Origin of the sequence: Halomonas sp. DP3Y7-2 (assembly GCF_019800795.1) — a bacterium.
In the GTDB taxonomy this organism is placed as follows: domain Bacteria; phylum Pseudomonadota; class Gammaproteobacteria; order Pseudomonadales; family Halomonadaceae; genus Halomonas; species Halomonas litopenaei_A.
In genome coordinates this window covers 173097-195958 of record NZ_JAHVKJ010000014.1, presented here as the reverse complement: position 1 = coordinate 195958, position 22862 = coordinate 173097, and the positions used below count along the sequence as shown (strand labels likewise).

Genomic DNA, 22862 nt, shown 5'->3' with positions numbered 1-22862 from the left:
CGTCCCTTACCCGCGACCAAGGATCCAACGTCTTGAACGACGACTTTCCGGTAGGCCTGCTGTTCGGCCTGCTCTTTCTGCTGATTACCCTGTCGGGCTTCTTCTCCAGCTCCGAGACGGGAATGATGTCGATCAACCGCTACCGGCTAAGCCACCAGGCCAACAGCGGACAACGCAACGCCAAGCGCGTCCTGCGCCTGCTGGCACGGCCAGACAGGCTGATTGGCGTCATCCTGATCGGTAACAACTTCGTCAACAACCTGGCGGCGTCGATTGCCACCATCATCGCCATTCACTTCTTCGGCGATGTCAGTGGCCCGGCCATTTCAACGGCCATCCTCACCATCGTGGTGCTGATCTTCGCCGAGGTCACGCCCAAGACCTTTGCCGCCGTCAAACCCGAGCGCATTGCCTACCCGGCGTCAATGATCCTCGAGCCCCTGCTCAAGCTCCTGTACCCGCTGGTATGGGTGGTCAACGTGATCTCCAATGGACTGCTCAGGCTCCTTGGCGTCAAGAGCATTGACGGCAGCGGCGACCACTTGACCCGCGACGAGCTCCGCACGGTCGTGCACGAAGCAGGTACCCTGATCCCCCACCGCCACCAGGCCATGCTGCTGTCCATTCTGGACCTTGAGAATGTCACGGTGAACGACATCATGGTCCCGCGTCATGAGGTGGTGGGCATCGATCTGGACGACAGTCTGGAAGATATCCTGACCCAGATCCGCACCAGCCAGCATACGCGACTGCCGGTATTCAAGGGCGACATCAATAACATCATCGGCATGCTGCACCTGCGCAATGCCGCACGTTTTCTGTCCCGGCCCGAAGTGACCAAGGCGGCCATCGTTCAAGAGGCGCGGGAGCCCTACTTCATCCCGGAATCAACGCCGCTGCACACGCAGCTGCTGAACTTCCAGAAGCAGAAACGCCGCATCGGCATCGTCGTGGACGAGTACGGTGACGTGGAAGGGCTGGTAACGCTGGAAGATATCCTCGAGGAGATCGTCGGGGAGTTCACCACTGACGTGGCCGGCCAGGAGCAGGACATGCTGCCCCAGAGTGACGGCAGCCATGTGATCGACGGCACCGCCAACATTCGCGATATCAACAAGTCGCTGGGGTGGCATCTGCCCACGGATGGCCCGAAAACGCTCAACGGCGTCATCCTTGAACACCTGGAATCCTTCCCCGACGGCCCCGCTTGTCTGCAGATCGGCAATATCCGCATGGAAATTCTCGAGATGCGCGACAACCTGATCACCTCGGTCTGCTGCTGGCCCAGCACCCGCCGCGTGCTTAGCGATACCGACGCCTGAGACAGGCCCGCGACAACAACGCAGCCAGAAAGGGACGGCCATGGCCGTCCCTTTGCGTTTCTACCAGCGCTTTTGCCAGAGGACCCGCAACAGCGAGCTCCGATGGAGGGCGACCGCTCAGCGCCGATGGAGGGCGGCCGCCCTACGGCTTGCCTGTCTCGACCCAACGGTCGGCCTCGGCCTTCAACTCACGCACCTGGGCTTCCAGCAGCTGGCGACTGGCATGCCCCGGGGGCACGGGCTCTCCGAAGTACAGCGCGACGCGGGCGCGGCAGCGTCTGGGCAGATGGGCCAGCGCCTTGCCGTGCCGATTGGAGGTCCATGACCCCCATAGGCCGGACAGCGCCGCCGGTATCACCGGCACCGGATCCTTGGCCAGAATGAGATCCAATCCTCGACGAAAGGTCCGAATCTCGCCGTCCGAGGTAAGCCGCCCCTCCGGAAACAGCATCACCACATCGCCATTGCGCAGCGCGCGACTGACTTCATCAAGCGCGCGCCGCACGTTGCCGGGGTCGCGACGATCCGACTCCACCGGAATGGCACCCACCATGCGGAACAGCCAGTTGAGCCAGATCGACTCGTAGATCGGCCGGTCCATCAAGAAGCGCAGGGGCCGAGGGCTCCCGCCCCCCATCACCAGGGCATCCATGAAACTGACGTGATTGCACACTACCAAGGCGGGTCCACGGGGAGGAACGAAGCGTCGCCCCTGGAAGCGAAGCCGATACAGCAGGTGGATGAGAGCAAAGACCAGGCGTCGGATGTAGACGGCGGGGGTCCGAGAGAAGCGCCAGACGGCGAGACAGGCAATAAGGCCAACCAGGCCCCAAAGGAAGATTTCGATCACGACACCCTGTTCGTCTGCGTAAGGCCCGCCAGGGTGGTGGATAGCAGCTGATCCAGCAGCTCCTCGACTTCAAAGGCGCCGCCCTGGGAATAGCCGAGTCGATCATTCAATCCCAGCTGAACCAGTCCATGCACGCTGCCCCACAGGGTACGGGCCAGGCGCTGGGCCTCGATGGTCTGAAGACCCGGCTGATACTCGGTCAAGGTGTCCTCGACCCGCGCAAAGAGCGCGCCGATCATGTCCGTCTGACGCTGATCCAGCTCACCTTCCTGGGCCAGGGGATAGTCGAACATCAGCTGCCAGCGATGCGCGTCCTCCCGGGCGAAAGTCCAATACCCCTGGGCGAGGGCGCGCAGGCGCGCCTCCGGCTCGGTGGTATCGACCAGCAGCGGCTCCATCACCGTGCGCAGTCGAGCAAGACTCTCGACATTGACGTGTTGCAACAGGTTGTTGAAGCTGCCGTAAAGCTTGAGCAAGGTGCTTGGTGCACAGCCTACCTCGCGTGCCAGCGAGCGCAGCGACAGCGCATGCACGGGCTGATCTGCCAGCCAGGCATCACAGGCGGCCATCACCTGGGCATGGAGCTCCTCGGGGGCGTGCTGTCTGGGACGAGCCATTGCTCTTCCTCGCTGAATCACTCGCGCCGAGCATCGGCGACCTTGGGTAAGCGGCGTTTTCCTGAGCATACATTAATCGAACACTGTTTTCGACAGAACGTTGAGGTATGCACGGCTCACCACAGTCAACGAGACTTTCGCGGCGTCTAGCTCTTGGGTAGGCTGACCGTCCAGATCGCAGGAGTCCTCATGACCGGCCGCCTCTATATCCCCGCTCGCGCCATCGAACATGCGCTCGATGACCTCGATGCACCGGTGCAGGCCATCAGCGGCGTCAACATGGCACCAAGGCGCCCCTTGTCGATCATCCGCCTGGAGGCAGGGCGCTTTACCTTGGGCACCGGCTTCTGGGGCCTGACACCGCCATGGCTCAAGGTCCTCGACCACGCGCCGCACTGCGCCCGCGCCGAAAGCCTCGAGTCCCGGCCGATGTTTCGCGACGCCTTCCGGGCACGGCGCTGTCTGGTGCCCGCGTCCGGCGCCTATGCCTGGCAACCCCGCCCCCACTACAAGCAGCCTTTTCTGATCACCCGGGCGGACCGGGGACCACTGCTGTTGGCGGGGCTTTGGTGTAGGTTTCACACTACCTTGACCGACTATACAGATTCGTTCGCCTTGATCACCGTTCCCAGCCCCGAGCTGTTGACTCCGCTGACCGACCGCGTGCCGGCCATCATCGAACGGCACCAGGCGCGGGCCTGGCTCGACCCGGCCAGCGACAGCGAGCCGCTGGAACAGATGCTGCGCACGCCTCCCGGGGAACTGTTGGGCGCTTTTCCGGTATCAAGACGAGTGAACAATCCATTGGAACAGGATCCGTCCTGCGCCCACCCCATCGGGCAGATGTGGCGACAGACACTTTAGGAGACGTGATGGCTTCGATCCGTATCAGGCGAGGCGCCCCCTGCCTCGCCACCGCCCTGGCGTGCATTTGGCTACCCATGGCACAGGCTGCTCCGGGGGATCAGGCTCCCCCGTCCAGCAGCGCCGAGACAGCTACCGCCACCACGTCCATTGCGGCGGCCACCTCGCCCATCGTCAGCCCTCACGATGACCGGGACTATCGCGTCCTGACCCTCGACAACGGACTCGAAGTGCTGCTGGTCAGTGACCCGGAGGCCGACAAGGCCGCCGCGTCGCTGAACGTCTCCGTCGGCAGTGCCCAGGATCCAAACGACCTGCAGGGACTGGCTCACCTGCTGGAGCACATGCTGTTTCTCGGCACCGAGGCCTATCCTGAAGCAGACGCCTACCAGGGCTACATCAGTCGCCACGGTGGCCGTCATAACGCCTTCACTGCGTCGCTCAACACCAACTACTTCTTTGATGTGGAAGCGGACGCCTTTGAGGGCGCCCTGGACCGCTTCAGCCGATTCTTCGTCGACCCGCTGTTCAATGCAGACCAGCTAGGCAGTGAGCGCAATGTCGTCCACTCCGAGTACCAGGCACGGCTGCGCGACGATGAACGTCGTGAGAACGAGGTACTCGACGGCTTGCTTAACCCGGCAAACCCGACCGTTGGCTTCTCTGTCGGCAGCAAGGACACCTTGGCAGAGCGCCCCGAGGGCGAGCCAAGCCTGCGAGAGCGGGTCATGAGCTTCTACCAGAACCACTACGGCGCCAACGTCATGCATTTGGCGGTGGTCGCGCCGATGCCCCTCGATCAATTGCAGGGGATGGTGGCAGAGCGCTTCGCTGAGGTGCCAAATCGCGGCCTGACGGCGCCCGAGATCACCACACCGCTGGTGGATACGGCCAAACTGCCGCTGGCGGCGGAGGCCCACTCGTTGCGTGACGCCCGTCGCGTCAGCTTCTTGTTTCCGGTACCCGACCCGGTCCTCAGCTATCAGCGCAAGCCCGCCAGCTATATTGCCAACCTGATCGGCCACGAGGGGCCCGGCAGCCTGCTGAGTCGACTGCGTGATGCTGGCTGGGCCGATGGCCTGTCAGCGGGAGTGACCCGCGGTGATGGCCAGCATGCATTGCTGGCGGTGGATATCAGCCTGACACCGGAAGGCCGCCAGCAGCTCGAGCGCATTCAGGCCAGCCTGTTTGCCGCCATCGAGCGCATTCGCGAAGAGGGCGTCAGCGATGATCGCTATGACGAACAGGCCAGTCTTTCGGAACAAGCGTTCCAGTTCCAGCAGCACGGCGATGCGCTGGATGAGGCCATGCGCCTGTCCATCAGCTTGACGCACTACCCGCTGGAAGACGTCAATCGCGCCGGCTACCGCATGGATGGGCTGGACGTCGAAGAGGTTCGACAATGGCTTGGCGCGCTGCGTCCTGACAACATGATTCGGCTGTACAGCGGCCCAGAGGTGGAGGGCGAGCAACGCACCACCTACTACAACACCCGCTGGCAGCAGGTAGCGCTGCCGACGTCGACGGCGGAGCCGCTCGACGGCCTGGCGCTGCCCGCTCCTAACCCGTTCATCGCCGAAGATCTTGCCCTGTTGGAAGATCACGCCGAACGACCCACTCTCATCACCGACACCGATCAGGCGGATGCGTGGTACAAGGCGGACGCCGAGTTCGACACGCCAAAGGCGTCCTGGCGCTTTAGCCTTCAGCATCCAGGCGCCAGCCAGACGCCACGCCAGGCGGTGCTGACGCAACTGCTGGCGGGCTGGCTGAATGACAGCCTCAATGAACGCCTCTACGCGGCGCGGCTGGCCGGGCAGAAGTATGAAGCCTACGCCCACTCTCGCGGCATGACCCTGTCCTTTACCGGCTGGCGCGACCGGCAGGATCGCGTCATGGCCGAGGTCATCGACCAGCTCAAGCAAGGCAGCATCGAAGATGACAGCGTCGCGCGGGTCCGCTTCGGGCTGGAGCGTGAATGGCGTAACGCCCCTCGCGATCCCCTCTACCACCAGGGACAACGCACCCTGTCCGAGGCGCTGATCCGCCCGCAGTGGTCGCCCCAGGTATTGCTCGAGTCGCTGGCCGAGGTCACACCGCAGGACCTGCGCGACTATCGCGATCTCTTCTTGAGCGAGCTCCACCTGCAGCTTCTCGCTGTCGGCAACCTCTCTCGCAGCCTCGCAGAAGAAGAAGCCTCACTCGCCATCGAAGCCCTCGAACCCAGCCTTGGTGCTGACGCCATCGCCGATCTAGAAGTGCTCAAGGCCACCGACCTGCCTAGCCTGACGCCCGACTCGGAGCGCGAAGAGTCGTTACTGCTGCGCTACCTGCAAGGACCCGATCAAAGCCTGCCTACCCAGGCTCGCATTGCGGTGCTCGGCAAGCTCTTGGAAACCCCGTTCTACCAGCGACTGCGCACCGAGCAGCAGCTCGGCTATATCGTCAATGCGGGCTATTCCCCGCTTCTGCATGCACCCGGCATCAGCTTGCTGGTGCAGTCCCCCTCGACCCCCAGCGAGGAGCTGAAAACCCACGTCGATGACTTTCTTGACCAGGTCCCCGCCCAGCTTGAGGGACTCGACGAAGCGACCCTGGCCACCTACCGTCAAGCGGTCCATGACGAAATTACCCAGCGCGATGCCGGGCTGGAAGAGCGCACCAATCGGCTGTGGCGTGCACTATCCTTCGGCGATACCCACTTCGACCGCCGTGAGCGCCTGGCAGCAGCGGTGCTGGACGTGACGCTTGCCGACCTGCTGCCTAGCTGGCAGGCACTGCGCGACAACGCGGTGGTGGACGTCGCCTTCGATCCGGGCGCCACTCCCAGCGATATCATGGCGCTCAAGGGCGAGCTGGAAGTGCTGCCGGGGAACGAAGAGGCACCGCTATCGCCGCGCGGCGAAGAGGAGTCCGCCCAGGCGGTCAAGGTCGACACCCCCTGACCTGACAGGCCGCTGACATGGCGGTGGCGCGCCCAGCGTCACCGTCAGACACGACAACGCCCGGCTCGGAGGATGACGTCCAGGCCGGGCGTTTTGATGGCACAGATAGCTCCACCGGTCGCGTGATGTCGCCGGTTGCGACGTCGCCGTTATCCGAACGCCTGTGCCGGCATAATGGACTCCACAAACATCACCATTTCCTCCAGGACCTGACGCTCACGATCACTCAGCGAGGTCTGATTGAGACGCTCGATCTCCCGCGCAAAGTCCTTCAGAGTCAGGCTCGACAGCGCGGCATCGTTCATGCGTTCCCAGCGGAAACTCTCCCAGCGCGCCTGCTCCTCCCCCGTCAGGGTGTCGGGGTAGCTGCGCGCACGGTAGCGAAACAGCATTTCCTCCAGACGTGGATCCTGGAAGGCAAAATGGGCATCGACCAGATCCCAAGGATTAGCTGCCCTCACCCGCTCCATCTGCTGTCGATCTGCCGGTGAGAAAAACCCACCGGAATACAACATTAGATCAGGATCGCGCGGCGGCTCCGGCGGCCCTTCGGCAAACACCTCCTGGACCTTGGCGGCGATATCCGGATCGCGGGAAAGACGTTGATAGTGACCACGACAGGCCTCCATGTCCAAGCCCATACGTGCCACGATATCGCCGTATTCTCCCTGCTGAGGACCCGACACGTCCTTGAGCGCGCTGGGAGGGAAGATCACCGGACACTTGTTGATGTGCACCACCTTCAGCGGGATACGGCTTTCTCCTTCCGCCAGGTCGTCGTTGCTGACAAACACTCTGGCACGAATCTCTTGGGGTGATAGCCGCAGAAGATCCTCTGGATCCAACGACAGATCGTAGACGATGATCCCGTTGGGGTTAGTGGGATGTTCAGCCAGAGGCAGCACCAGAGCCCCGCAGGCGCGGCTGGCCGGGTAGCGACGTGAAATGTGCACGATCGGCTTGCGCTGGGTCGCATCCAGGCGCTTGCGCACTTCGCGCTTGGCCCGCAATGACAGCAGGTAGTCGAACAGGTTGGCATTGGCGTTGCGCAGCAGTCTCGCCAGGGCAATGGTGGCGCGCACATCGGCCAGAGCATCATGGGCGCCTACATGCTCGATACCATTGGCGGCGGTCAGGTCCTCGAGGCGAAAGCTGGGACTGCCATCTTCCCGGGTCGGCCATTCGATACCTTCAGGTCTCAACGCGTGAAACGCCCTTACGACATCGATCAGATCCCAGCGTGAGTTACCGTTCTGCCACTCTCGGGCATAGGGGTCCAGCAGGTTGCGATAGAACAGATGCCGACTGACTTCATCATCGAAGCGCAGGCTGTTGTAACCCACCGCGCAGGTGCCAGCCACGCTCATCTCATCTTGAATGGCACCCGCGAACTCGGCCTCCGGCAGGCCCTGGCGCCGGGCCTGCTGAGGCGTGATTCCGGTAATCAGGCACGCCATCGGATGGGGAAGAGCGTCATCGGCAGGCTTGCAGAACAGCTCCACCGGTTCACCTATTTCATTGAACTCGGCATCGGTACGGATAGCAGCGAACTGCGAGGGGCGATCACGCCGAGGATCGGCACCAAAGGTCTCGTAGTCGTGCCACAGGAAAGTGAGCGGAGCGGCTTTCGGCTGCGCCATGGCGATAGTGTCTCCACGCGGGCTGCTTGAGCCCGCCAGCCTAGCACAGGCAGGCGCCTGACTCAGCCAGATAACCACCCATCTCCACGCGTCGCACTGGATCGGGGCAGTTGTCGGCGCCATCAAACGCAAACGGCGAGCCGCTCGCCAGAGCGACTCGCCGCAACCGCTTGCCCGCCGATGGCGGGCTCCGCAGGCTCAGCTGCGGGGCAGCGTCACGTTAAGCTCAAGCACAGAGCAGTTGTCTTCGCTGTCCAGCGACATATTGATCGCATCGTCATCCACTTCAACGTAGCGCCGGATGACTTCCAGCAGCTCTTTTTCCAGCATCGGCAGGAAATCGGGCTGGCCCCGTTGGCTACGCTGGTGGGCGACGATGATTTGCAGCCGCTCCTTGGCGACAGACGCGGACTTCTTGCGTTCTCGCTTCAGGAAATCGAGTAGTTTCACCGGCGACCTCCCCCTCCGAACATACGGCTCAGCAGCCCCTTCTTCTGGTATTCGTGGAAGCGCAGCGGCACGTCTTCGCCAATCAAGCGGCTGACCGTGTCCATGTAGGCCTGGCCAGCATCGCTGCTATCGTCATGGGTCACAGGAACGCCCTGGTTAGACGCCCGCAGCACGGCCTCGGACTCGGGAATCAGCCCGACCAGATCGATGGCAAGGATCTCGCGAATATCATCAAGATTGAGCATGTCCCCCTGATCGACACGACCCGGGTTGTAGCGGGTGATCAGCAGGTGTTCCTTGATCGGGTCCTTGCCCTGCTCCGCGCGCCGCGTCTTCGACGACAGCAGGCCGAGAATACGATCGGAGTCCCGTACCGACGAGACTTCAGGGTTGGTGACCACGATCGCCTCATCGGCGAAGTACATGGCCAGCTGAGCACCGCGCTCGATCCCGGCAGGCGAATCGCACAGGATGTAATCGAAATCCTTGGTCAGGGTCTCGAGCACCTTCTCGACCCCTTCCTGGGTCAGAGCGTCCTTGTCCCGGGTCTGTGAGGCCGGCAGGATATGCAGGTTGTCGACCCGCTTGTCGCGGATCAGCGCCTGATTGAGACCTGCCTCGCCCTGAATGACGTTGACCAGGTCATAGACCACACGGCGCTCGCAGCCCATGATCAGGTCCAGATTTCGGAGACCGACATCGAAGTCGATCACCACGGTCTTGTTGCCTCGCAGCGCCAAGCCAGTCGCTATGGCTGCCGCACTGGTTGTCTTGCCGACCCCACCTTTTCCGGAGGTCACAACGATGATCTTGGCCAAGTGTCGCATCCTGTCGTCGTAATGTTGTTGGTCCTGTGTGGCCACTCGGGTGGCCAGGCCATTAACGGTTCATGCCATCGTGGGCCTACTTGAGCGCGGTAATCCCTAGCTGGTCGTCACTCAGCACTACCTGCACCGATGACCCCAGCAGCTGAGGATCAATGTCCTCAAGACGCTTGTAGTTGCCCGCGACGGACAATAATTCAGCGTGCAGTTCACGGCAGAAGATGCCTGCCTGATGATCCCCATGGATGCCCGCCAGCGCCCGTCCTCGCAGCGCGCCATAAACGTGAACATTGCCCGCCGCCAGTACTTCGGCACCGGCGTTGACGGCGCCAATCACGGTCAGGTCGCCATCGGGAGCAGTGATCTGCTGGCCGGAACGCACGGTGCCACGAAACACGCGTCCGCCACGGGGCAACGCCGTCGTGACGTCCTCGGCCGCGATGTCAGCGACCTCGCTGTCCGCCACCTCGGGCTCGTCATCCTGGGTGGGCACGCTTTCCAGCGTGCGTGCCCGCGCCGCGTCCTGGGGAGGAAACCAGCCAAGGCCCAGTGCCCATGCCGACTGCTTGACCGGGTCAGTGCCCCCGCGTACCGCCACCGGCAGCAGCTTGTGCGCGCGACACACGGCGCAGATGCGCTCCAGTGCCAGGTGCGGCTCGTCGAGCTTCTCGACACTGAGCACTACCGGCGTATGCTGAAAGAAAGCAGGCGACTGCGATAACTTGCCCGCCAGCTGATCACGAATTTCCTCGGGATCGGCGCTGGAAAGCTCCATCACCGTCATGGGCAGCATCCCGCCCTTGAACGTAAACGCCATGCTGTCCCTGTCCACTTTGAGGCTCATTGCCGAACTCCACGTCGGGTGTTGGTCGGGGATTGCTCTCAAGCTATGCCAGAGCACCCGGTCCTGCAACCGATCATAAGCCTCTAACGGGTCCTTGTCAGTGTCTCCAATCAGCCACACGCCTCGGCAGAGACCTTTTCTGATGCTGGCGCGCATGCTTAGATTGATCTCTACCGTCTTCCACGCCTGGCACCCAGGGCTGCCATGACAAGCCGGTCGCTACAACAAGATGATGAGGCAGTCTCGTCACCGTCTATTTTTCTTCAGGAAGCCCCATGTCTGGACTCCTCCGCCGACTCTTTTCGCCTCGCTGGCGACACCCCGATCCCAAGGTAAGACGCGATGCTGCCGAGCGGCTCGACCCCCATGGCCAGCGCGATGCGCTCGAAACCCTTGTGCAGGACCCGGAACCCGAGGTTCGGCAGGCAGCCGTGGCACGCCTGGAAGACCCGCAGCAGTTGCTGGCACTGAGAGCGCGTCATGGCTCCCGCGAACTCGACCGCCAGCTGATCAGCCTGCTGATCGGCCGCCAGGGCGGTATCGAGCTCAGCCAGCGCCAGCGTGTGGTAGACGGCCTGGACGATCCCCAGCTGCTTGAGCAAATTGCCCTCCAGGGTGATAACCAGCAGCTTCGGCTCAGTGCCCTGGCTCGACTCGATGACGAACAGGCCTTGATCCGCCAGGCCTGCGACAACGGCATCGCCGCTGTGCGCCACGCTGCCGCCGAGCGAGTGACGTCCGAAGAGGGGCTCAAGCAGCTGGTGCAGGCAGCTCGCCGTGATCGCCATGTCGCCCGCAATGCCAAGGAACGGCTAGGACGCCTGCGCGCCGACGCTGACGCCGTGGCCGAGGCGAAGGAGCGACGCGAGCAGCTATTGCAGAGTCTGGAGCAGCATGCTCGGGCCGCCTGGGAGCCGCTATATGCCGGTCGCTTCCGCCATCTGGAGCGCGAGTGGCTCAAATTGCCCGATCTGCCCGAGGACCAGCAGGAAAGGCGCTATCAGGAAGCCTGTCTACGCTGTCGCAAGGTCATCCACGATCACGAAGCCCAGGAGCATGCGCTGCGTGCCGATCGACAGCGCCGCGAGCAGGCCGACCACGATCGCGAAGCGCTGGTCATGGCGCTGGAAGAGAGTTTGTCCGCGCTGTATCAGGGCGACCATGTGGGCGAGCAGGATCTGGCCAGCCTGCGAGCACAGAAGCAGCTGCTGGCCAGCCGCTGGCAGGCGCTATCGGAGATTCACCTGGCCGACGACGCGCTGCGCCAGCGCTACGACGCCGCCCTGAAGACCTTTGACAACATCAACCAGGCGTATCAGCGCCTGGTGGAGCGCTCTCCGGCAATGGAAGAGGCCATCAAGAGCGGCGACGAAGCCACCCTCAGACAGCTCGTGGAGGCCTGCCGCTGGCCTGATAACCTGCCGCCAGAGCCGCGGCTCGCACGGGCTCGTCACTACCTGCGGCTGGAGCGCGACCTGGCCGCCCCGGCGCCGTCGGCAGAGCAGCTGGCACGTTTCGCTGAAGAACTCGACCGCCTTGACGCGCTGCTGGATGAGGGCTCCTTCAAGGGGGCCAGCCGACTGCATCAACGCCTGCGTCACCTGGCCGAGGCCCTGCCCGCCTCAGCCGAGTCGGAACGAAGCCGGCTCAAGCGCCTGGGTGCCAGGCTGGCAGAACTACGCGACTGGCGCGGTTTCGTCGCAGGCCCCAAACGTGAGCAACTGTGCCAGGCCATCGAGGCTCTGGAGCAGGACAGCACCCTGAGCGATCGGGATCGGGACCGCCGACACCGCCAGCTGGTCAAGGAATGGAAAGCCCTGGCCGATGCCGCAGCCAACAAGGAGCAGTCAGAGCGCTTTCGTGCCGCCTCTGACCGCATTCGCGAGTCCCTGGCTGGCTGGCGCCAACAGCAGCAGCAGTTGAGGGAGGCCAACCTGGCTGAGCGCGTCGCCCTGTGCGAACAGCTCGAAGCATTGCTGGCGCAGCCCTCTCACCACGCCGACCCAGATGCCCTGCGGGACATTCGCGAACACGCCCGCGATCAATGGCGACGCACTGCCCCGGTGCCCCGGGATCAAGCCGAGGCTATCGGCCGGCGGTTTGGCCGCATCCGTCATCAGCTGCAGGCGCTGATCGATCGTCGTGCCAACGAGATTGCCGAATCTAAGCGCGCGCTTATCGACCAGGCCAGGTCGCTGCTGGAGACGTCACTGGCCGCCCGCCAACGGGGCGAACAGGCCAAGGCATTGCAACAGCGCTGGCGCGAACTCGGGCGCGCACCCAAGGGTGAAGAGCAGACCCTGTGGCGCGAATTCCGCCAGCTATGTGATCAGATCTTTGCCCAGCGCGATGCGGAACGAGACGACCGGGCTCAGCGAGCAAAGGATCGACTGGATCGCATGCAGGCGCTGATCGATCGCATCGACGCCTGGCAACCGACCAGCAGTGAGGAGGAGGACTGGCTCGACAAGGCCGTCGACGAAGCCAACGCTCTGGAACCGCTGCCCTCGGGACGACGCAGCGAGGGAATGCGTAAACGTTGGACGGGCATCGTCCGCGCTCGCCGCGAGCGGCTTGAACGCATCGCAGTAGCAGAAACGGTCAGCCGCTGGCACCAGCTCAAGCCGCTTATCCTGGAGCACCTGAAAGCCGACGATGCCTGTCTCGCCGGACAGCAGTGCGGGGATGTGTTGATTCCCGACACGCTGACGCTCCCCAATGAACTGGCCACCGCACACGCCGAACGCAATGCCGCACGCCGCTCCCCGGACTCTCTGGACAGCGTCGCCGAGCGGCTGGCGCGGTTGCGCGTTCACCTGGCGCTGTTGGCGGGCCAACCTATCGGCCAGCATGACGAACCCCTGCGCCTGGCCATCCAGGTAGACCGTCTCAACGACAGTCTTGGCCAGATGCCCGCACGGGAGGAAGAACTGTTGTCGGTACTGTGTGGGTTGCTGGCCACCGGGCCGGTATCCCGCCAGCTGTGGGACAAGGAGGTTCAGGAGTTGGACGCGCTGCTTGATGGGCTGCGCCAGCTGCCGCCGCCGTGATAGCGCTGCGGTAAGTTCGGGGAGACAAGGCGACGTCGCAGCCCCCCCTCCAGCGCCCAGCAACAGGAAAGCGAGGCTTGCGCCTCGCTTTTCTCTTGTTGCCGCTCTGTCATTGGCGTTCGCGGGTTGTCGTCGACGACATGGCCGACCGCCCAAATGACGTCGGAGCCTGCCAGGCTCCGACACGAGAGGGTTCAGCCCATGAACTGGCCACCATTGATGTCGATGTTGGCACCCGTGATAAAGCCGTTGTCCTTGCTGGCGAGGAAGCTGACCAGGCGCCCGATCTCTTCCGGCGTGCCGTAGCGCTTCATCGGGATCGTCTCGCGAATCGCCTCACGCACCTTCTCCGGAATCTTCATGATCATGTCGGTGGCGATATAGCCAGGAGAGACGGTGTTGACGGTAATCCCCTTGGTGGCGGTTTCCTGGGCCAGCGCCATGGTCAGACCGTGCATACCCGCCTTGGCGGCGGAGTAGTTGACCTGTCCAAACTGCCCCTTGCGCCCATTGATGGACGAAATATTGATGATGCGGCCGTAATTCTGCTCGAGCATGCTCTCGATGACGCTACGGCAGGTGTTGAAGACGCTATTCAGATTGGTGTCGATGACCAGGTTCCACTGATCGGGCGACATCTTCTTCATGGTGCCGTCCTTGGTGATGCCAGCGCAGTTCACCAGCACCGCGATCGGACCATACTGCTCCTCGATCTTCTTTACACCGTTCTGGCACGCCTCGAAATCGGTCAGATCAATACCGGCAACATCGATATTGTCGTAACCATCAGACTTCTGAGCCTCCAACCAGGACTTGGCCTTCTCGGGGTTGTTGTAACCGGCCAGCACCTGATAACCGGCATCCGCCAGTTCGCGACAGATGGCACTTCCAATACCACCTGTGCCACCGGTGACCCATGCGACGGGCTTTTGCTGAGTCATTGACGACCTCCCTGATTGTCTATGCTTCCGCCGTTTGCCGACGGACCTTGTTGTAACAAGCACGTTGTAGCAAGCACGTTGGGACGGATCGGCGGGAGACGATCCTCATCACAGTGTGTCGAGGCATCGCGCGTGGCCTCCTGCCACGTTGCGCCCACCTGCCACCAACCTGACACCTGACGACAGCCCTGTCACGGATGACGCGCAACACGTCGTGGACGTCACACGCCTCGGGGCAAGCCGACGGTCATCTTCAGGCTAGCGTCCGCCACTGACATTTCCATGACAGCCCCCCCAGTATGGACCACTGCGCTCAACCGGTACGAGCCATCTCACGCGAATTCGCACAGGGTTGACGTGGGCCAAAAAATCCGTATACTTCGTCCTCGTTGATGCGGGGTGGAGCAGTCTGGTAGCTCGTCGGGCTCATAACCCGAAGGTCATCGGTTCAAATCCGGTCCCCGCTACCAAACATCATGAAACGGGGCAATCTCTTGAGATTGCCCCGTTTTCTTGTTCGCCACTGCTATCTCGACGCCTTGCTGATCGGACACCGGGCCGGCGCAGCCCCATCCTTCGACACGCACGTTCACTCGGCTGCGAGTGTTATGCCGCCCCACGCGAAACATGGGTCTATTTAGCAGAAGACTAAGTCCCATTTGACCTCCATCTTTAGTCGCATAGCGCTCATCAACGGCCTTGCGACAGGCCTTGAAGTCGGCGACCAGCGACCGCATCTCTTAGCTCTATCCACTTATCAGACAAGGTTGCGTCCCCATGCCAATCGTCGACCCGCGCACCGGCGAGCCGTTGAGCACCGAACCCGCCCAGCACAGCGCTGGCCAAGCAGAGGCCGCTACCCAGGGGCCGGCCGACAGCGATCTGATCTTCGACGTTGATCGCAGCAATATTCAGCAGGTGCTGGAACTGTCCATGCGCGTGCCGATCCTCCTCGACTGCTGGGCCCCCTGGTGCGAACCCTGCAAGAACCTGATGCCGGTGCTGGAAAAGCTGACGCGCGAGTACCGCGGCACCTTTCTGTTGGCCAAGCTCAACATCGACGACAACCAGGACATCGCAGGCCAGCTGGGCGTGCGCTCGGTGCCCGACGTCAAGTTGATCAGCCAGGGCGGCCTGGTCGACCACTTCCAGGGTGCGCTGCCTGAAAAGGACATCCGTGAGTGGCTCGCACGCTACTTTCCGGCTCCCGAAGATGCCCCCGCAAGTCCCGAGGAACAGGCAGAGCAGGCCCTGGCGTCCGGCGATACCGCGACGGCGCGCGGCATCTACCAGGAGCTGAGCGAGCAATATCCTGACCACGTGGCCTATCGTATCCAGCTGGCCAAGGTTCTGGTCGCAGAGGGCAGCAATGACGAGGCACGCCAGCTGCTCGACGCCCTAGCGCCAGAGGATCGCGACGGCCCCGAAGCCCGGGGCGTTCGTGCCAGCATCGAGTTCAGCGAGGAAGCCCCCGATGCGGCCACACTCGCGTCTCTGGAAGGGCGCGATGACAGTGAAGCCCACTACCAGAGAGCCCTGCGCCAGGTCGCCGACGGTGACTATGAGAACGGCTTGGAAGGACTGCTCACGGTCATGAAGCGTGATCGTGGATACGGCGATGACCTGGCTCGCAAGACCCTGCTACGGGTGTTTGACGCCCTGGGGGCAGACCATCCGCTGACCGTCAGCTACCGGCGCAAGCTGTTCGCCCTGCTGTACTGAAGGCTGAATACCACCCCCCTCACCCGGCAGCGTCTGCCAGCAACCACCAGCAGGGCCCTTGATGGGCCCTGCTGGCATTTAGCGGGTGCACGGCTGCCGACATGGTCAGCCAGCGAGCACACGATCCATCCGCGCCAAGGCTTCACCCAGCTGGGCGGCGGTGGTACCAAAGTTGAGCCTGACAAAGCCCGGCCAGCCAAAGTCGGCCCCGTCAGACAACGCCACGCCAGCGCGTTCGAGCAGCACCTTGGCGGGTGACTCCTGGCCCGACAGCGCCGACTGCCGCAGGTCCAGCCACGCCAGATAGGTAGATTCCGGAGCCGCACAGACCACGCCCGGCCAGCCGGCCACATGTTCGGCCAATTGCTGGCGATTTTCTCGAAGCACTTCCAGCAGCGCCTGGCGCCAGGGCTCGCCGTGACGATAGGCGGCCTCTGCCGCTACCAGTCCCAACACATTGGCGTCCGGCATCAGCCCTTTTGCCCGATCACGAAAACGCTGCCTCAATCGCCCATCGGGTATCACCGCGCAGGCAGCGGTGAGTCCCGCCAGATTGAAGGTCTTGGACGGTGCCCACAGCGTCACGGTGCGCTCGGCAAGCTGCGGCAGTGCGGCCGCCAGTGGCTCGTGCCGCGCCCCGTCTTCAAGCAGCAGATCGCAATGCAGCTCGTCGGACACCACGATCAGTTGATGGCGCTCTACCAGCGCTGCTAGGCCTTCGAGCTCTTCCCGTCGCCACTGGCGCCCGGTGGGGTTATGGGGATGGCACCATAACAGCAGTCGTGTGCGCTCGGTGATGGCCTCCTCGATGGCATCCAGGTCCAGCGTCCAGGCCTGTTCCGCAGACGTCGGCGGCGTCATCTCGGCCTGCTGCGCCAGGCGACCGGTTCGTTCGGCCACCTGCAGGAAAGGAGGATAGATCGGGGTAATCGTCAGCACCCCATCGCCTGGCTCGGTAAATGCCAAGCTCGCCAGATGAAGGGCAGGCACCACCCCCGGCAACCAGTGCTGCCAGCGGGGGGAGATTTCCCAGCCGTAGTGCTCGCGACTCCAGTCGACCAGCGCCTGCTCGAGGCTTTCTGGCACCTTGCCGTAGCCGTAGACCCCGTGACCGACGCGCTCTGACAGGGCATCAATCACCGCAGGGGGTGAACGAAAATCCATATCGGCCACCCACAGCGGCAGCACGTCATCGGCGTAGCGATGCCACTTCTGTGACGGCCACGGCGGGCACTGATCGGCATCCCGGGGCTGCCGTCGATCAATCGGCGTGGCAAAATCGAAGTTCATGGTCATCTCCCTGACGATGGCTGTTCGATTACCAGGTTACCCTGGCCAAGTATTTGAAGGACGCATTTTCCATGACAAGCACCATGCCGCATCACGGATTCTTCGCCAAGGTGTGTCGCGGAATGCCGGCGCTGATTGGCCAATGGCTGGCCTTGGGTCGCGGTGATCCCGATCGACTGGCATTGATCCTGGCCGAAACGGCCAGGGTGGCGGGACTCGGCGAGCCGGGCGAAACTCCCGACGGCGCGACGCTTGCTCTGTGGGCAGACCGCCAGGACGAGGACCTTCCCCCTCACTGGGCGGTGCGCACCGCGCTGTTCCTGCTGGTCCAGATGCCCGCTCGCCCGACGCCAGGAGATGAAGACGAGGCCTGCGCATGGGCTTACTGCTGGCTGCGCAATCGTGAATTCACCAGCCGCGACCAGGCCCTGGATGCGTTGCCGGAGCACCTCCGGGAATCCCTGGCACCGGCCCTGACAGCAGCCTGGACGGACCGTCAGGGATTGCGCCTGGTATAACCCCGCCGCGTCGCCGTCGCGACCAGATCATTGCCGCCGCCGGGTCGGTCGCTTCGGCCGAAATCCAGCGGGCTTGGTCGCCAGCCATTCGACGAAGGAACGAATATCAGGGTGTGCCAGCAGCGCGTCTCGACTGCGATAATGGTCCGCCAGTTCCCTCTCGCTGAGCACCGCATGCAAGTGGCGATGGCAACCATGACATACCCACAGGATGGCCGTCAGTCGCTCGACGCGGTCGTGCCGCCGTCGATAGCGCGCCTTGCCGTGTAGTGACCTCGGGATCAAATGGTGCTTGGTCAAGGGCGCGGCTCGCTCACACAGCTCGCAACATTCGGGGCGCGGCGGCGGCGACAGCTCTGTCATGTCGACCTCCCGGATCGGCATCATGCTTTAACGATAGCTTAAGGATCGCATTTTTCTTATGGACGTTCCCTTCCATTGGCAGCTGGCCAAGCTGCTCATTTCCATCGGCGTCGTGCTCGGCCTGTCAGTCATCGCCGAAAGAGTCAGCACTCGCGTCGCTGGACTGCTCTCCGGCTATCCCCTGGGCACGGCCATCGCCCTGTTCTTTATCGGGCTGGAGCTTTCCCCCCAGTTTGCCGCTGATAGCGCCGTGCATACCCTGGCAGGCTTCACGGCCACCCTGGCGCTGGGCGGCGGCTACCTGCTCGCGGCCCGTGGGGATGGCCTCAAAGGAGTCCTGACGGGCACTGCGGGAGGGCTCGTTGCCTGGCTGGCCGCCAGCAGTCTGTTGACCCAGCTCGACCTCAATCGCATCAGCGGAACCCTGATCACCCTCGTCGCCATTGCGCTATTCACTTGGCTCTATCGCGGGGTCCCGGACATCAAGGCCAGTCCCAAGGGTGGCTTTTCCTGGCCTGCCTTGGCACTCCGGGCTGGGCTCGCTGCCGCCATCATTTTCCTGATCACCGGTCTTGCCCACGCCGTTCCCAGCGCCTGGGCCGGGGTCATGGCCGCCTTCCCGGTGACCATGTACCCCTTTCTGGTGATTCTGCACCTGACCCAGGGTACCGCTCCAGTGGCCACGGTCATCAAGCACTACCCTGCCGGTCTTGGCTCACTGCTGTGCTATGCCCTGGTGGTATCGCTGACCTACGCGACGATGGGACTTTGGCAGGGCACGCTGCTGGGCTTCGTCGCCGCCACGCTGTGGCTGCTGGGCTGGATGCGACTGCAACAGTGGTGGGCAGCTCGCCGCCATCGTCGGCGCCAGCAGCGCACGTCGTGACCTGGAAGCGGGCTTGACCTAGCGCTTGCTTGGGTCAATCCTGAAGCACACCTTCCTGCACGTGAGAATGTCCATGCTGACCCGCACCATCGAGCCCGCTTTCTACGACACTGATGCCCTCGGCCATATTAACAACACACGCCTGCCGGCCTGGTTCGAGCTGGCCCGCAACGAGCTGTTCCGGCTGTTCACTCCAGACCTGGATCCCGCCAAATGGCGGCTGATCATGGCGCGCATGGAGATCGACTACCGGGCTGAGCTTCATTACGGTCACGACATCGAGATCCGCACCTATCTGTCGCGACTCGGCAAGAGTTCCTTTACCGTGACCCAGGAAGCGCACCAGCAAGGGGTCATGACCAACATCGGCCATACCGTGCTGGTGCATTTCGACCATCACACTAAGGCGTCGGTACCAATTACCGGCGCGCTGCGTGAGGCGCTGATGGAACACCTGCACGAGGCGGCAATGACCGAAGCCTGAGCACGTTGCCCCGATGGCAGGCCAGATCATCCGATAAGGGTACGGTTGGCCGTTCGCCTGGCCTCGCGGATAATGGCCTGCCTGCCCCACCCCAAGGAACCTTCATCGCCATGACCCCCGCCATCAAGGCCCTGGAAAGGGCCAAGGTCAACTTCAGCGTACTGAGCTATGAACACGATGCCCGCTCGGCGGCTTACGGCGAAGAGGCCGCCGAACAGCTTGGGCTAGACGCCGAGAGTGTGTTCAAGACCTTGCTGGCGAACCTGGACGGCCATCGACTGGTAGTGGCCATCGTCCCGGTCTCTGCCAAGCTCGACCTCAAGGCGCTGGCCCGCGCGGCGGGCGCCCGCAAGGCCAGCATGGCTGACCCCGCCGACGCCGAGCGCGCCACGGGCTATATCGTCGGGGGAATCAGTCCCCTTGGGCAGAAGAAGCGCCTGGCTACCTTCATCGACGACAGCTGCCAGAGGCTGCCCCAGATGCACGTCAGCGGAGGACGTAGGGGCCTTGAAATCTGCCTGGCCCCGGAGGACTTGGTGGTGTTGACGCGGGCAACCGTGGCTCCGCTCTTGCGCTAGTCCGTTGCCACTAGTGCGCTATCCGCAGCCACGGGGTCTGGCGCGGCGGCCAGGCGATGGCGGAGGTCCTGATACGCTGGGTCTAAGGCGCAAAAAATGCTAGGTTGGCGCAACGTCAACTAGGATGCACTGCATGGCGATCCGCTATACCCTCTGGCTCGATCCGGACGATAAGGTGCGCCACCGCGCGGCTGAGACCAGCCTCGAGACCTTCTTTCTCGAGCGCTTCGCGGACTACCCGCACATCCGCTTGTTCGGTGCTGATCCCTACGACTATGATGCGCCCTTCAATCGACTCTACGACGTTCTGATCGCACGAGGCAGCGAGTACCTCGAGCGCGAACATGCCTATGTACCCACCCCGGAACAGCTCAATCGCGCGTTCTTCCGTGCCGTGGGCCGCTCCACCAAATTTGTAAGAGACAACCCCGATGGTGATCCATCCTGACACGACCCCCGACGCTGCCCAGATGGCCATCATCGCCGAGCAGCTGGGACGCGAGCCTCGCGGCATCGAGGCCCTGGCGGCCACCGACGGCAAAGGCACTCCTCTGGTCCTGCGCATGGCTCCCATCGTCGATGGCAAGCCCTTCCCGACCCTGTTCTGGCTGAGCTCCGACCTGCTCAAGGTCGAGCTGTCGAGAATCGAAGCCGCCGGCGTGATCAAGTCGCTGGAAGCGCGCCTGCAGGAAGACGAGGAATTTCGCGCGGCCTATCACGCCAGCCACCAGGACTACATCGACACCCGCTGGGCGCTGATGAGCGACGCCCAGCGCGCCGAGGTCGAGCGCCTGGGCTATGACCGGGTACTGCGCGAGCGAGGAATCGGCGGCATCGCCAACCACGACCAGGTTCGCTGCCTGCACACGCAGTACGCCCACCACCTGTGCGGCCACAATGTGATCGGACAATGGGTCGACGAGCACTACGGCATCATCGACCTGCTGCCGTAATCCCCTGGCCCGTGCCTCATCTCGGGCCTTCCTCGCGACCCCATCATTACCTCAGGGAGGCCTCAAATGGCCCAGATCTGCGTCTATCTCGGCTCGCGCCAGGGAGAGGATCCACGCTTTATCGACGACACACGCGTGTTTGGCCGTCGCCTGGCCGAGCGCGGACATGGACTCGTCTACGGGGGCGCCAGCGTCGGCCTGATGGGGGCGCTGGCGAATGCAGCGCTGGACGCCGGTGGCCAGGTCGTTGGCGTCATGCCCCATCACCTGGTGGATCGAGAGTTGGCCCACACGGGTCTCAGCGAGCTGATCAGGGTCGCCGACATGCACGAGCGCAAGGCTCAGATGGCAGCCAGTGCCGACGCCTTCGTCATGCTGCCTGGTGGCATCGGCACGCTGGAAGAATTCTTCGAGACCTGGACCTGGCACTACCTGGGACTGCACGCCAAACCGATCGGCATCCTGGATAGCTGCCAGTTCTACCGTCCGCTGCTGGACTTTCTGGAAGCCGGCGTTGCCCAGGGCTTCCTGGACGCCCGTACCTTGCAGACGCTGGTCACGGCCGCTACCCCGGACGAGTTACTGGACCGACTGGAGCAACGGCTGGCCCATCTGCCGGGCTGACCGCGGAGCCGTCGGCTCGGCGCCTTGCGCCACCACTGAACACCGACAAGGAGGATGTCACATGTACGCCATTCAACCAGACGGCGACCAGCTACGGTGGCAACGCAGCCAGGATCTCGCTCCACCGCAAGGTCGAGAGGTGCATATCGAGGTGGCCTGGGCCGGCGTCAACCGCGCCGACCTGATGCAACGCGCCGGGCACTATCCTCCCCCTGAGGGGGCCTCCAGCGTGCTGGGGCTGGAGGTCAGTGGCCGCGTGGCAGCCGTCGGTCCCGACGTCGAGCAGCTCAGACGTGGACAGCCCGTATGTGCCCTGCTGGCCGGCGGTGGCTATGCCGAGCGCGTGTGCGTCGACGAGCGCCAGGTCCTGCCCGTTCCGGCCGGTGTGGACCTGCGCGAGGCCGCTGCCTTGCCGGAGGTCTATGCCACCGCCTGGCTGAACCTGTTCATGGAGGGGGCGCTGGAGCCGGGAGAGCGCGTGCTGATCCACGCGGCCGCCAGCGGCGTCGGTACTGCCGCCATTCAGCTATGCCGAGAGTTCGACCACCCCTGCTTTGTCACCGTGGGCAGCGACGACAAGCTGGCGCACTGCCTCGCGTTGGGCGCCAAGTCCGGGGTCAATCGTCATCACGGAAGTTTTGTCGAAGCGGTGAAGGCGTTTGGCGAAATCAATGTGATTCTCGACCCAGTAGGCGCGAGCTATCTGGCAGACAACCAGCGCGTGCTCGCCGCCGATGGCCGACTGGTGCTCATCGGCCTGATGGGAGGGCGCCACGCCGAGCTGGATCTAGGGCGAATGCTGATGAAACGCCAGCGCCTGATCGGCTCCACCCTGCGCGCCAAATCCCCCCAGGCCAAAGGCAAGATACTGGATCAGCTGGCACGCCACGTGTGGCCCAGGATAGAGCGCGGGGATCTGATACCGCAGATTGATGCCCAATGGCCCATTCAGGAAGTCGAGGCCGCCCATCGCCACGTCGACGCCAACGCCAACACCGGCAAGGTGCTGCTCCAGGTGGCCGAGCTCTGAAACACGACTTGTCCACAGACAGTCACTGACTGGCCACTGTGGACAAGCTGTCTGACTGACGCCAGCG

The 22862-nt window shown here is 63.4% G+C and carries 22 protein-coding genes and 1 tRNA gene; 14 read left to right on the top strand and 9 right to left on the bottom strand.

Features of this window, described 5'->3' with window-relative positions; translation table 11 throughout:
• Positions 1 to 32 precede the first annotated feature (32 nt).
• The gene (locus KUV45_RS19965) at positions 33 to 1322 is read left to right on the top strand and encodes an HlyC/CorC family transporter (protein ID WP_206940453.1); all 1290 of its coding nucleotides are present in this window, start codon (positions 33 to 35) and stop codon (positions 1320 to 1322) included.
• A 142-nt stretch (positions 1323 to 1464) separates the two neighbouring features.
• Here the strand turns inward: KUV45_RS19965 and KUV45_RS19960 are convergent, their stop codons facing one another.
• Complete coding sequence (locus KUV45_RS19960; protein ID WP_308126730.1) at positions 1465 to 2172, bottom strand: 1-acyl-sn-glycerol-3-phosphate acyltransferase; 708 nt, start codon at positions 2170 to 2172, stop codon at positions 1465 to 1467.
• Positions 2169 to 2789 (bottom strand): TetR/AcrR family transcriptional regulator, encoded by a 621-nt coding sequence (locus KUV45_RS19955; protein WP_206940455.1) that lies wholly within the window; start codon positions 2787 to 2789, stop codon positions 2169 to 2171. Before KUV45_RS19955 ends, KUV45_RS19960 begins: the two co-directional genes overlap by 4 nt.
• A 189-nt stretch (positions 2790 to 2978) precedes the next feature.
• On the opposite strand from KUV45_RS19955, the gene KUV45_RS19950 reads away from it, so the two are divergent.
• The gene (locus tag KUV45_RS19950) at positions 2979 to 3653 is read left to right on the top strand and encodes an SOS response-associated peptidase (protein ID WP_206940457.1); all 675 of its coding nucleotides are present in this window, start codon (positions 2979 to 2981) and stop codon (positions 3651 to 3653) included.
• Positions 3654 to 3661: 8 nt separating this feature from the next.
• Positions 3662 to 6598: an insulinase family protein gene (locus KUV45_RS19945; RefSeq protein WP_224852122.1), complete on the top strand. Its 2937-nt coding sequence runs from the start codon at positions 3662 to 3664 to the stop codon at positions 6596 to 6598.
• Positions 6599 to 6747: 149 nt separating this feature from the next.
• On the opposite strand, the gene sbcB is transcribed toward KUV45_RS19945, so the two are convergent.
• The 4 genes from sbcB to minC form a co-directional block, all read right to left on the bottom strand.
• Entirely contained in the window at positions 6748 to 8238 is a 1491-nt protein-coding gene (gene sbcB / locus KUV45_RS19940; RefSeq protein ID WP_222164012.1) for an exodeoxyribonuclease I, read from the bottom strand.
• A 198-nt stretch (positions 8239 to 8436) separates the two neighbouring features.
• The gene (gene minE / locus KUV45_RS19935) at positions 8437 to 8688 is read right to left on the bottom strand and encodes a cell division topological specificity factor MinE (RefSeq protein WP_206940461.1); all 252 of its coding nucleotides are present in this window, start codon (positions 8686 to 8688) and stop codon (positions 8437 to 8439) included.
• Complete coding sequence (gene minD / locus KUV45_RS19930) at positions 8685 to 9506, bottom strand: septum site-determining protein MinD (RefSeq protein WP_206940463.1); 822 nt, start codon at positions 9504 to 9506, stop codon at positions 8685 to 8687. Before minD ends, minE begins: the two co-directional genes overlap by 4 nt.
• Positions 9507 to 9591: 85 nt before the next feature.
• The gene (gene minC, locus KUV45_RS19925; RefSeq protein WP_222164011.1) at positions 9592 to 10356 is read right to left on the bottom strand and encodes a septum site-determining protein MinC; all 765 of its coding nucleotides are present in this window, start codon (positions 10354 to 10356) and stop codon (positions 9592 to 9594) included.
• Between the two features lie 275 nt (positions 10357 to 10631).
• On the opposite strand from minC, the gene KUV45_RS19920 reads away from it, so the two are divergent.
• Positions 10632 to 13406, top strand: coding sequence for a DUF349 domain-containing protein (locus tag KUV45_RS19920; protein ID WP_222164010.1), 2775 nt, complete (start codon positions 10632 to 10634; stop codon positions 13404 to 13406).
• Between the two features lie 194 nt (positions 13407 to 13600).
• On the opposite strand, the gene phbB is transcribed toward KUV45_RS19920, so the two are convergent.
• A complete protein-coding gene (gene phbB / locus KUV45_RS19915; RefSeq protein ID WP_206940469.1) occupies positions 13601 to 14347 on the bottom strand; it encodes an acetoacetyl-CoA reductase in 747 nt (248 codons plus the stop codon).
• Between the two features lie 393 nt (positions 14348 to 14740).
• On the opposite strand from phbB, the gene KUV45_RS19910 reads away from it, so the two are divergent.
• Positions 14741 to 14817, top strand: a tRNA-Met gene (locus KUV45_RS19910).
• 307 nt (positions 14818 to 15124) lie between these two features.
• On the top strand, positions 15125 to 16069 hold the full coding sequence (locus KUV45_RS19905; RefSeq protein WP_206940471.1) for a co-chaperone YbbN: 945 nt from the start codon (positions 15125 to 15127) through the stop codon (positions 16067 to 16069).
• A gap of 105 nt (positions 16070 to 16174) precedes the next feature.
• Here KUV45_RS19905 and KUV45_RS19900 read toward each other — a convergent pair whose 3' ends face one another.
• On the bottom strand, positions 16175 to 17359 hold the full coding sequence (locus KUV45_RS19900; RefSeq protein WP_222164009.1) for a MalY/PatB family protein: 1185 nt from the start codon (positions 17357 to 17359) through the stop codon (positions 16175 to 16177).
• An 83-nt stretch (positions 17360 to 17442) separates the two neighbouring features.
• Between KUV45_RS19900 and KUV45_RS19895 the strand changes: the two genes are divergently transcribed.
• On the top strand, positions 17443 to 17877 hold the full coding sequence (locus tag KUV45_RS19895) for a hypothetical protein (protein WP_206940852.1): 435 nt from the start codon (positions 17443 to 17445) through the stop codon (positions 17875 to 17877).
• Positions 17878 to 17904: 27 nt separating this feature from the next.
• Here the strand turns inward: KUV45_RS19895 and KUV45_RS19890 are convergent, their stop codons facing one another.
• Positions 17905 to 18240 (bottom strand): hypothetical protein, encoded by a 336-nt coding sequence (locus tag KUV45_RS19890; RefSeq protein WP_206940481.1) that lies wholly within the window; start codon positions 18238 to 18240, stop codon positions 17905 to 17907.
• Positions 18241 to 18298: 58 nt separating this feature from the next.
• On the opposite strand from KUV45_RS19890, the gene KUV45_RS19885 reads away from it, so the two are divergent.
• From KUV45_RS19885 to KUV45_RS19855, 7 genes are all read left to right on the top strand, one after another.
• Positions 18299 to 19126, top strand: a complete 828-nt coding sequence (locus tag KUV45_RS19885; RefSeq protein WP_222164008.1) for a hypothetical protein — start codon at positions 18299 to 18301, stop codon at positions 19124 to 19126.
• Positions 19127 to 19199: 73 nt separating this feature from the next.
• Complete coding sequence (locus tag KUV45_RS19880; RefSeq protein WP_222164007.1) at positions 19200 to 19610, top strand: thioesterase family protein; 411 nt, start codon at positions 19200 to 19202, stop codon at positions 19608 to 19610.
• A gap of 110 nt (positions 19611 to 19720) precedes the next feature.
• Positions 19721 to 20188 carry a Cys-tRNA(Pro) deacylase gene (gene ybaK, locus KUV45_RS19875; RefSeq protein ID WP_206940497.1) on the top strand — a complete coding sequence of 156 codons (468 nt, stop codon included), beginning with the start codon at positions 19721 to 19723 and terminating at the stop codon, positions 20186 to 20188.
• Between the two features lie 133 nt (positions 20189 to 20321).
• Positions 20322 to 20636: a hypothetical protein gene (locus KUV45_RS19870; protein WP_206940499.1), complete on the top strand. Its 315-nt coding sequence runs from the start codon at positions 20322 to 20324 to the stop codon at positions 20634 to 20636.
• Entirely contained in the window at positions 20620 to 21141 is a 522-nt protein-coding gene (locus KUV45_RS19865) for a DUF501 domain-containing protein (protein WP_206940501.1), read from the top strand. Before KUV45_RS19870 ends, KUV45_RS19865 begins: the two co-directional genes overlap by 17 nt.
• Positions 21142 to 21207: 66 nt before the next feature.
• Entirely contained in the window at positions 21208 to 21765 is a 558-nt protein-coding gene (locus KUV45_RS19860) for a TIGR00730 family Rossman fold protein (protein WP_206940503.1), read from the top strand.
• A 61-nt stretch (positions 21766 to 21826) separates the two neighbouring features.
• A complete protein-coding gene (locus tag KUV45_RS19855) occupies positions 21827 to 22795 on the top strand; it encodes an NAD(P)H-quinone oxidoreductase (RefSeq protein WP_222164006.1) in 969 nt (322 codons plus the stop codon).
• The last annotated feature ends 67 nt before the right edge of the window (positions 22796 to 22862 follow it).

Coding starts and splice junctions, on each gene's coding strand:
- KUV45_RS19955 (WP_206940455.1), bottom strand. CDS start 2,789: ATGGCTCGTCCCAGACAGCACGCCCCCGAGGAGCTCCATGCCCAGGTG.
- KUV45_RS19950 (WP_206940457.1), top strand. CDS start 2,979: ATGACCGGCCGCCTCTATATCCCCGCTCGCGCCATCGAACATGCGCTC.
- KUV45_RS19945 (WP_224852122.1), top strand. CDS start 3,662: ATGGCTTCGATCCGTATCAGGCGAGGCGCCCCCTGCCTCGCCACCGCC.
- sbcB (WP_222164012.1), bottom strand. CDS start 8,238: ATGGCGCAGCCGAAAGCCGCTCCGCTCACTTTCCTGTGGCACGACTAC.
- minC (WP_222164011.1), bottom strand. CDS start 10,356: ATGAGCCTCAAAGTGGACAGGGACAGCATGGCGTTTACGTTCAAGGGC.
- KUV45_RS19920 (WP_222164010.1), top strand. CDS start 10,632: ATGTCTGGACTCCTCCGCCGACTCTTTTCGCCTCGCTGGCGACACCCC.
- phbB (WP_206940469.1), bottom strand. CDS start 14,347: ATGACTCAGCAAAAGCCCGTCGCATGGGTCACCGGTGGCACAGGTGGT.
- KUV45_RS19905 (WP_206940471.1), top strand. CDS start 15,125: ATGCCAATCGTCGACCCGCGCACCGGCGAGCCGTTGAGCACCGAACCC.
- KUV45_RS19900 (WP_222164009.1), bottom strand. CDS start 17,359: ATGAACTTCGATTTTGCCACGCCGATTGATCGACGGCAGCCCCGGGAT.
- KUV45_RS19895 (WP_206940852.1), top strand. CDS start 17,443: ATGCCGCATCACGGATTCTTCGCCAAGGTGTGTCGCGGAATGCCGGCG.
- KUV45_RS19890 (WP_206940481.1), bottom strand. CDS start 18,240: ATGACAGAGCTGTCGCCGCCGCCGCGCCCCGAATGTTGCGAGCTGTGT.
- KUV45_RS19885 (WP_222164008.1), top strand. CDS start 18,299: ATGGACGTTCCCTTCCATTGGCAGCTGGCCAAGCTGCTCATTTCCATC.
- KUV45_RS19880 (WP_222164007.1), top strand. CDS start 19,200: ATGCTGACCCGCACCATCGAGCCCGCTTTCTACGACACTGATGCCCTC.
- ybaK (WP_206940497.1), top strand. CDS start 19,721: ATGACCCCCGCCATCAAGGCCCTGGAAAGGGCCAAGGTCAACTTCAGC.
- KUV45_RS19870 (WP_206940499.1), top strand. CDS start 20,322: ATGGCGATCCGCTATACCCTCTGGCTCGATCCGGACGATAAGGTGCGC.
- KUV45_RS19865 (WP_206940501.1), top strand. CDS start 20,620: ATGGTGATCCATCCTGACACGACCCCCGACGCTGCCCAGATGGCCATC.
- KUV45_RS19860 (WP_206940503.1), top strand. CDS start 21,208: ATGGCCCAGATCTGCGTCTATCTCGGCTCGCGCCAGGGAGAGGATCCA.
- KUV45_RS19855 (WP_222164006.1), top strand. CDS start 21,827: ATGTACGCCATTCAACCAGACGGCGACCAGCTACGGTGGCAACGCAGC.